This window comes from Massilia sp. LXY-5 (genome assembly GCF_059801075.1).
Map to the genome: position 1 here is coordinate 507,888 of NZ_JBNNEH010000005.1, position 11,279 is coordinate 519,166.

Annotated in this window: 10 protein-coding genes; all 10 read right to left on the reverse strand. The window is 67.7% G+C overall.

The window, feature by feature from the left end; all coding sequences use genetic code 11:
• Positions 1 to 24: 24 nt before the first annotated feature.
• Entirely contained in the window at positions 25 to 2,361 is a 2,337-nt protein-coding gene (locus ACI48I_RS17360) for a trypsin-like peptidase domain-containing protein (RefSeq protein WP_498574911.1), read from the reverse strand.
• Positions 2,362 to 2,688: 327 nt separating this feature from the next.
• On the reverse strand, positions 2,689 to 3,591 hold the full coding sequence (locus ACI48I_RS17365) for an IclR family transcriptional regulator domain-containing protein (protein ID WP_498574912.1): 903 nt from the start codon (positions 3,589 to 3,591) through the stop codon (positions 2,689 to 2,691).
• A gap of 112 nt (positions 3,592 to 3,703) precedes the next feature.
• Complete coding sequence (locus tag ACI48I_RS17370) at positions 3,704 to 4,657, reverse strand: AEC family transporter (protein WP_498574913.1); 954 nt, start codon at positions 4,655 to 4,657, stop codon at positions 3,704 to 3,706.
• 10 nt (positions 4,658 to 4,667) lie between these two features.
• Positions 4,668 to 6,638, reverse strand: coding sequence for a bifunctional sugar phosphate isomerase/epimerase/4-hydroxyphenylpyruvate dioxygenase family protein (locus tag ACI48I_RS17375; RefSeq protein ID WP_193685977.1), 1,971 nt, complete (start codon positions 6,636 to 6,638; stop codon positions 4,668 to 4,670).
• 12 nt (positions 6,639 to 6,650) lie between these two features.
• On the reverse strand, positions 6,651 to 7,571 hold the full coding sequence (locus tag ACI48I_RS17380) for a shikimate dehydrogenase (RefSeq protein WP_498574914.1): 921 nt from the start codon (positions 7,569 to 7,571) through the stop codon (positions 6,651 to 6,653).
• Between the two features lie 19 nt (positions 7,572 to 7,590).
• On the reverse strand, positions 7,591 to 8,034 hold the full coding sequence (gene aroQ / locus ACI48I_RS17385; RefSeq protein WP_193685979.1) for a type II 3-dehydroquinate dehydratase: 444 nt from the start codon (positions 8,032 to 8,034) through the stop codon (positions 7,591 to 7,593).
• Between the two features lie 263 nt (positions 8,035 to 8,297).
• Positions 8,298 to 8,687: a RidA family protein gene (locus ACI48I_RS17390; RefSeq protein ID WP_193685980.1), complete on the reverse strand. Its 390-nt coding sequence runs from the start codon at positions 8,685 to 8,687 to the stop codon at positions 8,298 to 8,300.
• A 46-nt stretch (positions 8,688 to 8,733) separates the two neighbouring features.
• Positions 8,734 to 9,906: an acyl-CoA dehydrogenase family protein gene (locus tag ACI48I_RS17395; RefSeq protein WP_498574915.1), complete on the reverse strand. Its 1,173-nt coding sequence runs from the start codon at positions 9,904 to 9,906 to the stop codon at positions 8,734 to 8,736.
• A 5-nt stretch (positions 9,907 to 9,911) separates the two neighbouring features.
• Positions 9,912 to 10,766, reverse strand: coding sequence for an enoyl-CoA hydratase family protein (locus ACI48I_RS17400; RefSeq protein ID WP_498574916.1), 855 nt, complete (start codon positions 10,764 to 10,766; stop codon positions 9,912 to 9,914).
• Positions 10,766 to 11,263: a MarR family winged helix-turn-helix transcriptional regulator gene (locus ACI48I_RS17405; protein WP_193689079.1), complete on the reverse strand. Its 498-nt coding sequence runs from the start codon at positions 11,261 to 11,263 to the stop codon at positions 10,766 to 10,768. The genes ACI48I_RS17400 and ACI48I_RS17405 overlap by 1 nt, the downstream gene beginning before the upstream one ends.
• Positions 11,264 to 11,279: the final 16 nt, after the last annotated feature.

Genomic DNA, 11,279 nt, shown 5'->3' on the forward strand with positions numbered 1-11,279 from the left:
TTGCCGGGACAGCGGGCGCAGGCCTCAGAAAACGCGGCCGACCTCGGTCAGGCTGGACGAGCGCCGCAGGTCCGCCGGCGTCACGAAATCGGCGGGCGTCCGGAACAGTGCCTGCAGCGCCGGCGGCAGCTCCTGCCCGACGGCCGCCGGTTGGGTCGCGGCCGCCAGTGCTTCCTCCTTGCCTGCTCCGGCGGCCTGGTGGCGTACGGCGGCCAGGGTGATCGCAAACCTCGACACGGCCGCGCCGAGCTGCGCTTGCGGGACGAGGCGCTCGACCGGCTCGACCGGCTCGCTCGGCGGCCTGCCATACTGGACCTCGGCCAGGTACTCGGCCACCAACCTTTCAGCCTGCTTCTGAAGCAGCTCCTGGTTGAGCGGCAACTGCACGACCGCACGCTCGGCCGCCTCGGCAAAACCCGGCTGCAGCAGCTGCGGCTGCGCCAGCAGGGTGGCGGCGATGCTTCCCTCCTCGATGGCGGGCGCTGTCGGGGCGTAGGCTTCCCTGGCGATCCCGGGAATCTCCAGGTGAAACGGGTTGGCCTGGCCGCTGACCGCTTCGTCATAGGCCCGGTACACGAATTCCGAGCAGATCATCAGTTCCTTTCCGCTTTCGAGGAAGCGGTTGAGGGCCTCCGACGCAGCCACCGACACTGCCTGTATCATTTTCCCCAGGATGCCGGAAGGGCGTAACTTTTTCGTCAGCAGCAATATCCCGAGAAAAACAAGCTGCGGGTAGGCGTACTGCAGCTTCTTGTCCAGATAGTAATTGCCCCGGTTGAGCACGGGCGTCATGTCGCGCTTGTCGCGCAAACGGTGCACCACGACCCAGTTGTGACCTGGGAAACTCTGTTCCGGGGCATCCCGGATGACACCGGCATCCACGGCCTCGCCGATCAGGCCCCTGCCATCCCCGCCCAGGTACAAAGCCACATGGCTGACGTCACTGTTGGTGAAATACTTGATCGCATCCGACAGGATTCCCGTGCCGTTGTACAGCAGGACATCGCCGGGCTCGAGCGTCTGGACAAAGGCAGGCAGCCTGGTCTGCACGCCCACCATCCCGAGCACCTGGTCGGCGACCCTGGCCGCCCCACGTGCCACGTCCGACACCAGCCCCTCGTCGCGCGCGCCCGGCAGGCGCGCGGGCGCGTCGGTCGGGCGCACGCTGATCGTGATCTCGGTCACGTAGGCGCCCGCGTCGAGGGAAACCTGGGTTCCCGGCGCCAGGGTCATCTTTTCCGCCTGCCTTTCCTGGCCGGCAGCGGGCTTGAACGTCGGGCTGGCTGCTGCGGCGCCGCCATCCAGGCTGGGCAAGGGCGTGAACGCCTCTTGCTGCAAGACGGCGGCGACCATCTGCTGAACCGGTGCCGACAGGCTGTGCAATTCCTTCAGGTAGGCCACGATACGGCTGATCCGGACTCCTTCGTTGGCAATCCAGCTTGCCGACGCGCCCGCCGCACCCGTGCCACCGGCAGGCACACTCGCATGATGCAGCGCCACCACTTCCCACTGGTCGTTGAATACGGGCGATCCCGATGCGCCGGGCTCGGTGTCGGTTGTGTAATGCACGAAGTCGGGCAGCAGGTCGACAACCTTGTTTTCGCGCAGGGCCACCTGCTTTGGCAGGGCCCGGGGATGCTCGATGATCGCGACCGGCTCGTCCGGGAGTATCTTCGCGCTGGAGGCGATCAGCGGCAACACGGTCCGCTGGCGGGATCCCGCTGCCGGGATGATGCCGACCAGGGCAAAGTCCAACTCTTCGTTCGACAGGTAGCGATTCTTGTCGATGTGCGCAACGTCGAAACGCTCCATCTGCCCGTCGACCCCTGCCTGATAGTTGAACTGGATGACGCTCAGCTCAGCCGTGTCCGCATCCGGCAAGACGTGGTGGTTGGTGAGGATCACGCCTGGCGCCACCAGGAAGCCGGTGCCATAGCTGAGCTCGTGACCTTGCCCGTCGGTCGTGACCACGCGCCCGACCGCATCGGCAGCCAGGGCACCGTGCCCGAAATAGGCCACCGGCAGCAGGTCGTTGCTGCCGATGATGCGTTCAATGGCGGCGCTCATGCTGCGCGCGGGCATCTTAGCGGCGCTGATCACCGCCTGTACGAGATTCGGACTTGCCTGCGCCTTCCCTCCCTTGCGCGCGGCACGCTCTGCAATTTTTGCCGGGTCTGCAAGTTCAAGGAATAATCCCTGGTCCTTCAGCTTGTCGGCTTGTTGCCGGACCGCCTTTCTCGCCTCGAAACGCGCGGCTGCGGCACGGTCCTGCTGCTCCTTGAGCTTGGCGGTGTACCCGATCTCTGGCGTTCGCTGAATGCCCCGCTCGGAAACAAGGCTTGCTACCGGATTGTCGTTCATTGCAGTCTCCTTCGTCATGTCGATGCGATAGACGGCATGGCCGCGTTACCAGCTTGTTCGCCGGCGTAAGCGGTTAGACTGGCGGCTTCCTGGCATGACAAAGGCCGACCTTTGAGGAATCTCAAGGGTCACATGCATTCCCATTGCGCGCGGCTATAGACGAGCGAGAAAAGATCCGGCATGGCATCTTTTTACCTTGGCGTCTGGAGAACGATTCCTGGCTGCCGCGCCGGGAGCGAGGGTCGGCCGCGATCAAAGCCAGGGCCAGCCGAGGCGCTTGGGCGACCCAACAGGCGCGCCAGCCAGGCTTGATTTCGCCACACGCCGTTAGAACAGCAACAGGTGGCCAAGGGCCTTGGCGGCCTCGTTCAGTGGATGAAAATATCTGGCCGCCGCTTCCTGCGGAGTCGGCGGCCGGCCCTGCAGCAGGACGTTGATCCCGGCCACATACTGGCCGGCGGCGTCGCGTACCGGCACCGCCAGCGAGGACAGGCGCGGTTCGATCTGCTCGCGCGAGAACGCAAACCCGTTGGCGCGCGCCTGCGCCAGGATGGTGCGCAACTCCTCGCGGTCCGTCACCGTGTGCTCGGTATAGGCCTGCAGGCGCGTGTTGCGCAGATAGGCATCGCGTTGCGCGTCGGGCAGGTGGGCAAGGAGGATGCGGCCGATCGAGGTGCAGTAGGCGGGAATGCGGCGCCCCACGTTCAGGGACGGGGAAATCACCCGCGAAGCGGACGAGCGCGCGAGATACACGATCTCGTCGCTGTCGAGCACGGCCAGGGAACAGCTTTCGCCGATCTCCTCGCCGAGCTTGTCGAGGATGGGCTGGGACAGCATCGCCAGCGGCGAGGCCGACAGGTAGGAATGACTCAGCGACAGGATGCGCGGCCGCAGGTAGAACAGATTGGCCTCGTCCATGGCCACGAAGCCGAGCTTGGTCAGCGTGTGCAGGCTGCGCCGTGCCGCGGCGCGCGGAATGCCGGTGACATGGCTGACCTGGGCAATCGAAATGCGGCGCCGCTTTTCCGACAGCGCCATCATGACCGCCAGGCCGCGCGCCAGGGCCGTCACGAAGTCCGGGTCGTCCTTGTAGTGCTCCATGGCCGCGGCCATCTGCGCCTGCACGTCGAAGGCGAGCGGAACGGCGCGGCTGGCGCGGGGTGCCGCATTCTGGGCCGCATTCTGTGCCGCCTGCTCGGCCGGCTGGGGGACTTCGACTGACCTTTTCATAGCGACCCTTGTGCTCGCAAAGACGCCGATATCATAGCATCGGAATAAGGTATGGGCGCATGCCGGCCACGGTGGCCGCAATGCGCACACGGTGTCCGCGCCTTCGGTGGTGTCAGGCGTGCGCGCGCAGCAGCCACAGGCCAGTGCTCAGGGTCAGGAAGGAGAGCGCCGTGGTGACCAGCAGCGCCGCGGCACTGCGGTCGGCCAGGCCATGGGCCTGGGCCAGGATCGGATAGATGCCGAGCATCGGTACCGCCGCCATCACCACGCCGGCGGCCAGCAGCGCCGGGCCAGGCGGGGCGATGCCGACCCAGGACAGCGCGCTGGCCACGCCCAGCACCGCCAGCGGATGCCCGACCAGCTTGCCGATGGCGATCGCCAGCACGCCCGGTCCCATGCCGCGCAGCGGCAGGCCGACCAGGGTGCCGCCGATGACGAACAGCGACAGCGCGCCGGTGGCCTGCGCGAACAGGGTCACGCTGCGCGCCAGCGCCGCCGGCAGGTTCCAGCCGAGCAGGCTCATGGCGAGCCCAGCGGCCAGGCCCAGCACCAGCGGCATGCGCGCCACCCGGGCCGCGGTCTGGAAGAACACGCGGTGCGCCGGGCCGGCGCCCTCGCGGCCGCTCTCGGCCATCATCAGCAGCAGCGGGATCATCACCACGTTCTCGATGATCACGTTCATGGCCAGGGCCACGCTGGCCAGCGCCGGCATGGTCAGCAGCAGGATCGGCAGGCCGATGTAGCCGCTGTTCGAACACGACACGCCCATCGCTGCGAAGGTGCTGCCGACGTGGTCCAGTCCGGCCAGGCGGCGCGCGCACAGGAAGCCCAGGGCCATGCTGAGGAGCGAACCGCCCAGATAGGCCGCCATGTAGCCGGCGTTCAGGACCTCGGCGATCGGACGCTGGGAAATCGCGTTGAAGATCAGCGCCGGCAAGGCGAAATTGATGACGAATTTACCGAAAACCCGCATGTCCGCCTTGCTGAACAGCCCCATCCGTGTAGCGGCGTAGCCGGCCAGGATGGCGATATAGATGGGGCTGATGATGGCAAGGATGTCGAACATGCATTCGCTTTCAGGAAAGAGGATCGTGGGTGGTGTGCTGGTTGACCGGGGGAGGATTGCCATGCCGGCTGGCCCAGTGCGCCAGCGCCGCCAGCCGGAACGGCGCGTTGCCGGCGCCATAGCCCTGGTAGCCGTGGCGCCTCTCGATCAGCTCGAAGAAGAAGCGGTTGTCGAAAGGGGTACTGTAGGCATGCAGGATCTCGCCCTCCCCGCTGCGCTCGAGCATCACGCCCAGCTCGCTCCAGGCCGCAAGCGTGGCCTGCTCGATGCCATACTTGGCGCCCAGGTCGTCGTAGTAATTGGCGGGAATCGCCAGCATCGGCATGCCGCGTGCGCGCAGCTGGCGCACCGTGGCGACGACGTCGTCGACCGCGATCGCGATATGGTGGATGCCGGCGCCGCCGAACTGGCCGACGGTGCGTCCGACCACGGTGCCGGGACGGTCCGACACGTTGAGCGCATAGCGCACCTTCCGGTTCGGCGCCTCGAGCGCGCGGCTGCGGATGATGCCGTAGGGGTCGTGCAGGACCGTGTTCGGCTGCGGCTCCAGTCCCAGCAGGGCCCGATAAAAGAGCACCCAGCTGTCGAGCTGTCCCGGCGGCAGGACCGCGGCGATATGGTCGATGCGCGCGCCCGTGCCGAGGCAGGTGTCCAGCGCCGCTGCGCCCTCCGGCATGGCGTCGAGCACGAAATCGGCTTCGAAGCCGTGGCTGCCGCCCTGGTGGGTGTCAAAAAAATACACTAGGCTGCCGTCCGGCGCCCGCACCGCGGGAATCGTCAGTTCGTTCGGGCCGACCTGGCCCTCGACGCGCGTCGCGCCCAGCGCTTCGGCGCGCGCCAGCGCGGCTGCCGCGTCGTCGCAGGCCAGCGCCACCGCGCAGGCCGAGCTGCCGTGCTGGTCGAAATAGCCGCGCGCGAACGAATCCTCTTCGAGGTTCAACACGATGCGCACGTCGCCCTGCCCCAGCAATTCGACGTTCTTGGAGCGATGGCGCCCGATCGGACAAAAGCCGAGCAGGAACAGGAATTCGCGCAGCCGGCTTGCCGTCGGGCCGTCGACCGCGAATTCGACGAAGGCCCAGCCGTGCAGGACGGGGGGCGGCGGCGGATCGAGCAGCACCGCCCGCCCCAGCTGGCCGTGGGTGCGCTCCGGGTGCTTCAGCGAAGGCAGGTGCCGCACCTGTTCTTCCAGCCACAGCAGCGAACGCATGGCATCGAGCGCGGTGCTGCGCGCCGGCGCCGCGCGCACCTCGTCGCTGAAGATCTCGAGCGACATCGGCCCGTTGTAGCCGCTGTCGAGCACCGCGCCGACGAATCCGGTCACATCCATTTCGCCCTGGCCGGGGAAGCTGCGGTAGTGGCGGCTGTGCGTCAGCGGGTCGGTATTCACCCAGGGCGCATCGGCCAGCTGCATGAAGAAGATGCGCTGGCCCGGAATATCCTTGATCCCCTGCCAGTCGTCGCGGATCGCCAGCGTATGGAAGCTGTCGAGCGCCACGCCCAGGTTGGGACGGTTGGCGCGCTGGACGATGTCCCAGACCTGGCGCCAGGTCCTGACCGCCCCGCCCCAGGCCAGCGCCTCGAAGGCGATGCGCAGCTTGCGCCGCGCGGCCCGTTCGGCCAGCAGCGCCATCTGCTCGGCCCGCAAGTCGAGGTCGCTCGATGCATCGGCCGAGATGTTGGCGCACACCAGCAGCAGCTCGGTCCCGAGCTGCTCCATGACGTCGAACTTGCGCTCGGCGCGGTCCAGGTTGCGCAGCAGCTGGTCGGGGGCGACGCCCTCGAAGTCGCGGAAGGGCTGGAACATCTCGATCCGCAGCCCGAGGTCGGCGCAGATGCGGCGCGCCTCGCCCGGGGTTCCGGGGAACTGCAATAAATCGTTTTCGAAAATCTCGACCCCGTCGAAACGGGCGGCGGCAGCGGCTTCCAGCTTCTCCGGCAACATGCCCGAGAGCGAGACGGTGGCGATCGACTTGCGCATGGCGTGCTCCGTTCAGCCCTGTTGGTCCCTGGCCGCGATCATTGCGCGGAAATGCGCATCGATCCTGGCGGCGTCGGGCTCGAGGCCCGTGAACAGTTTGAAAGCGCCGACCGCCTGGCCGACGGCCATGTTGCCGCCGTCCGCCGTGGCGCAGCCTCGCGCGCGCGCCGCCTGCAGCAGCGCGGTATCGAGCGGGAAGTACACGACCTCGGATACCCACAGCGAAGGCCGCAGCAATTCCGCCGGCAGCGGCAAGCCGGGCACCGAATACATACCGACAGGCGTGGCGTGGATCAAGCCGCTCGCCCCTTCCAGGGCGGCGGCAATGTCGGTGCTGGCGCTGACCCGTCCGGCGCCATGCTGTTCGTTCAGCTTGGCGGCAAGCGCCTCGATGCGGCCGGCGTCGATGTCGACCACCGTCAACTGCTTGATGCCCATGCGCAGCGCCGCGTCCGCGATGGCCGAGCCGGCGCCGCCGGCCCCGAGCAGCACCGCACGCGACAGGTCGGCGCCCGGCAGCGCCCGTTTGAAACCCCAGGCCCAGCCGGAGCCGTCGGTATTGTGCCCGACCAGGCGGCCGCCGGTGTTGACCACGGTGTTCACCGCGCCCATCGCCTGCGCTTCTTCGGACAGGCCGTCGAGCAGCGGCAGGATGGCCTGCTTGTAGGGGAAGGTGACGTTGAAGCCGGCAAAGCCGATCGCGCGCAGTGCCTTGACCAGGCCGGCCAGGTCTTCTTCGCCGGCGCCCGGCTCTGCCAGGTCGATCAGCTGGTAGTGGAGGTCGATGCCGTGTTCGCGCGCCTCCTTTTCCTGCATCGCCGGGGTCATCGAGTGCTGGATGCCGCGGCCAACCAGGCCCACCAGCAGCTTGCGCGCTTTCGCGGCGCCGGGGCTCGCCGCCCCTTCATTCTTTAGCTCGTTCGTCGTGCTCATGATCGTGCTCCTTTCTGGTTCAGGCGCGCGCCTGCACGGCCGCGACCGCGGCCCGCAAGCCGAGCAGGTAACTGTCCACGCCGAAGCCGGCGATCTGGCCCAGCGCGATGTCCGCGATCACCGAGGTATGCCGGAACGGTTCGCGCGCATGGATATTCGACATGTGCACCTCGACGATCGGCACCGTGAGAATGGCCAGCGCGTCGCGGATGCCGTAGCTGTAGTGGGTCCAGGCGCCGGCGTTGATGAGGACGGCATCAACCGCTTCCCCATGCGCCGCATGGATGCGCTCGCACATCGCGCCCTCGCAGTTGGTCTGGAAGCTCTCGACCTCGGCGCCCAGTTCCTGCCCCAGCGCGCGCACGCGCTCGTCGATCTCGGCCAGCGTCACGGTTCCGTACTGGGCCGGGTCGCGCTTGCCGAACATATTCAGGTTGATCCCGTGGAGCGTCAGGATATTCATGCAGGTGCCCTCGTCATAGGATGCGTTGGACGGCGGCGGCATGCCGGCGTCGTTCGTGTAGTCGATGACGAAATACTACCGTGCGCAAAACGGACGATGGGGGCGTACAGCGACTAAGTGTGCGCTAAGCGCCCACGTTTGGCGGAGTCCGGGGCGAGCCCTGCGAGGAAGGACTTGCGAGGGTGGTTCGCATGGCTTGCCAAAACTGCGTGCGGGAGATGTGCTGACCCGATACCAGTGCGTCAAGCAGATGGGCTCCGCCCCTACGGCACCACCGCCGTGACTTCGATCTCGACCCTGGCCCGGTCCTCGACCAGGCCGGCTACCTGCACCGCACTCATGGTCGGGAAGTGGCGGCCGATCAGCTCGCGGTAGGCCGCGCCGATCTCCGGCCAGGCGGCGACGTACTCCTTCTTGTCGAGCACATACCAGGTCATGCGCACGATGTGTTCGGGCCCGGCGCCGCCCTCGGCCAGCACCGCGACGATGTTCGCCAGCGCCTGGCGCACCTGGCCGGCGAAATCGTCGGTATGGAAGACGCCCTGGGAATCCCATCCGACCATGCCGCTCACGAACACCATCCGGCCCGACGCAGAGATGCCGTTGGCGTAGCCGCGTGGTTTGGCCCACCCTTCCGGTTGCAGGAATTCCATTGGTCTTGCCTTTCCTTGTTCAGCTTCAGAGTGCCTGACATGCCGGTCAGGCGCGGGGAACCGCTTCTGCCAGCAACTCGCGCGCGATGATCAGCTGCTGCACCTCGGTCGCGCCTTCATAAATGCGCAGCGAGCGGATCTCGCGGTACAGGCGCTCGACCGGCTGCTCGCTGACCACGCCCAGGCCGCCGAACATCTGCACCGCGGCGTCGATCACCTGTTGCGCGGTTTCGGTTGCGCTCAGCTTGGCCATCGCGGCCTCTTTGGTCACGCGCCTGCCCTGGTCGCGCTGCCAGGCGGCGCGATAGGTCAGGAGCGCGGCGGCGTCGATGCCGGTCGCCATCTGGGCCAGTTTCGCCTGGGTCAGCTGGAAGTCGGCGAGGGTCTTGCCGAACATCTTGCGCGAGGTCGCGCGCGCCAGCGCCTCGTCCAGCGCGCGCCGCGCAAAGCCCAGGGCCGCGGCGGCCACCGAGGTGCGGAAGACGTCGAGGGTCGCCATCGCGACCTTGAAGCCCTGCCCCGCCGCGCCCAGGCGCTTCGATACGGGGACCCGGCATTTGTCGAAGCGCAGCCGCGCCAGCGGGTGCGGGGCGATCACGTCGATGCGCCCGGCAATCTCGAAGCCGGGCAGGTCCGCATCGACGATGAAGGCGGAAATGCCGCGCGCGCCCGGCGCTTCCCCGCTGCGCGCGAACACGACGTAGAAGTCGGCGATGCCGCCGTTGGAGATCCAGGTCTTCTCGCCGTCGAGCACATAATGGTCGCCGTCGAGCGTCGCGGCACAGGACATCGCCGCGACGTCGGAGCCGGCGTCGGGCTCGGACAGCGCAAAGGCGGCAATCGCCTCGCCGCGGCCGACCGGGGCCAGGTAGTCGCGCTTGTTGTCCTCACTGCCGAACAGCGTGATGGCGCCGCTGCCCAGGCCCTGCATGGCAAAGGAAAAATCGGCCAGGCCCGAGTGGCGGGCCAGGGTTTCGCGGACCAGGCAGACGGCGCGCGTGTCGATCGCCTCGCTGGCGCCGCCGCAGGCCGTGCCGCCGATCGCGTACTTCAGCCAGCCGGCCGCGCCCAGCTGCTTTACCAGGGCGCGGCAGGCGGCGTCGACGTCGTGGTCGTGCTGCTGGGGGATGTGCCGCGCTGCCCAGGCGTCGAGTTCGCGCGCCAGCTCGCGGTGGCGCCCGTCCAGGAAGGGCCAGTCCAGGTAATCAAGGTCGGCCATCGTGCTCAGTCTCCTTCGAATTGGGGTTTTTCCTTCGCCACGAACGCGTGGTAGGCGCGATGGAAGTCATTGGTCGCCATGCAGATCGCCTGGGCCTGGGCTTCGGCCTCGATGGCCTCGTCGACGCCCATGTTCCACTCCTGCTGCAGCATCTTCTTGGTCATGCCGTGCGCGAAGGTGGGGCCGGCCGCCAGTGCGGCGGCAAAGGCGCGCGCCTCGGCCAGCACGCTCTCGGGCGAACAGAGGCGGTTGAAGAAGCCCCAGCGTTCCGCCTCCTCGCCGTTCATGCTGCGCCCGGTGTACAGCAGCTCGGCTGCGCGTCCCTGGCCGATCACGCGCGGCAGCAGCGCGCAGGCGCCCATGTCGCAGCCGGCCAGGCCGACGCGGGTGAAGAGAAAGGCCGTCTTGCTGCGCGCAGTGCCGTAGCGGATGTCCGAGGCCAGCGCCAGGATCGCGCCGGCGCCGGCGCAGATGCCGTCGATCGCCGCGACGATCGGCTGCGGACAGGCGCGCATCGCTTTCACCAGGTCCCCCGTCATGCGCGTAAAGGCGAGCAGGCCCGGCATGTCGAGCTTGGTGAGCGGACCGATGATGTCGTGCACGTCGCCGCCGGAGCAGAAGTTCTCGCCGGCGCCGGTGACGACGACCGCCTTGACCCCGTCCGCGTAGGCCAGGGCCCGGAACAGGTCGCGCAATTCGGCATAGGAGTCGAAGGTGAGCGGGTTCTTGCGCTCGGGCCGGTTCAGCGTGATCGTGCCCACGCCTTGCTCGAGCGCGAACAGGAAGTGCTGCGGCTGGTAATCGGCCAGCTCGCTGCGGTTGCCCGGCAGCTGGTGGCGTTCGCCTGTGAGGTAAGGCATCAGGTCTCCTGGTTCTGTGGTTTGTCGGGGCCGCCCAGGCCCCGCTTCATGGTGGACAGCAGGGTCATCAGCGCCGTCCTTTCGTCTTCGCCCAGGCCGCTCATCAGCTCGATGATCCAGCCTTCGTGGCGCGCGGCCATGCGCCTGAACGCGCGCCGGCCGGCCGGACTCAGGCTGATGCTGAAGGCGCGGCCGTCGCCGGGCACCGCCTCGCGCACCACCAGCCCTTCCTGCTCGAGCAGGTTGACGATGCCGGTGACGTTGGCGCTGGTGACCATCATGCGCCTGGACAGCTCGCCCATGCGCAGGCCCTCCGGATGGCGGTCGAGCTGCGCCATCAGGTCGAAGCGCGGCAGCGTGATGCCGAATTCTTGACGCAGGCGGCTGCGGATCTCGGTTTCGATCAGCGTCGTGCAGGAGAGCATGCGCAGCCACAGCTTGAGCGACCCGTGATTGTTCCCGGTCAGGCGGCTTTCGAGGTCGAGCACTCCGTCCATCTCGTCGGAGGCTGGT

Coding starts and splice junctions, on each gene's coding strand:
- ACI48I_RS17380 (WP_498574914.1), bottom strand. CDS start 7,571: ATGAGCACGACGAACGAGCTAAAGAATGAAGGGGCGGCGAGCCCCGGC.
- ACI48I_RS17400 (WP_498574916.1), bottom strand. CDS start 10,766: ATGCCTTACCTCACAGGCGAACGCCACCAGCTGCCGGGCAACCGCAGC.
- ACI48I_RS17360 (WP_498574911.1), bottom strand. CDS start 2,361: ATGAACGACAATCCGGTAGCAAGCCTTGTTTCCGAGCGGGGCATTCAG.
- ACI48I_RS17395 (WP_498574915.1), bottom strand. CDS start 9,906: ATGGCCGACCTTGATTACCTGGACTGGCCCTTCCTGGACGGGCGCCAC.
- ACI48I_RS17375 (WP_193685977.1), bottom strand. CDS start 6,638: ATGCGCAAGTCGATCGCCACCGTCTCGCTCTCGGGCATGTTGCCGGAG.
- aroQ (WP_193685979.1), bottom strand. CDS start 8,034: ATGAATATCCTGACGCTCCACGGGATCAACCTGAATATGTTCGGCAAG.
- ACI48I_RS17370 (WP_498574913.1), bottom strand. CDS start 4,657: ATGTTCGACATCCTTGCCATCATCAGCCCCATCTATATCGCCATCCTG.
- ACI48I_RS17365 (WP_498574912.1), bottom strand. CDS start 3,591: ATGAAAAGGTCAGTCGAAGTCCCCCAGCCGGCCGAGCAGGCGGCACAG.
- ACI48I_RS17390 (WP_193685980.1), bottom strand. CDS start 8,687: ATGGAATTCCTGCAACCGGAAGGGTGGGCCAAACCACGCGGCTACGCC.
- ACI48I_RS17405 (WP_193689079.1), bottom strand. CDS start 11,263: ATGGACGGAGTGCTCGACCTCGAAAGCCGCCTGACCGGGAACAATCAC.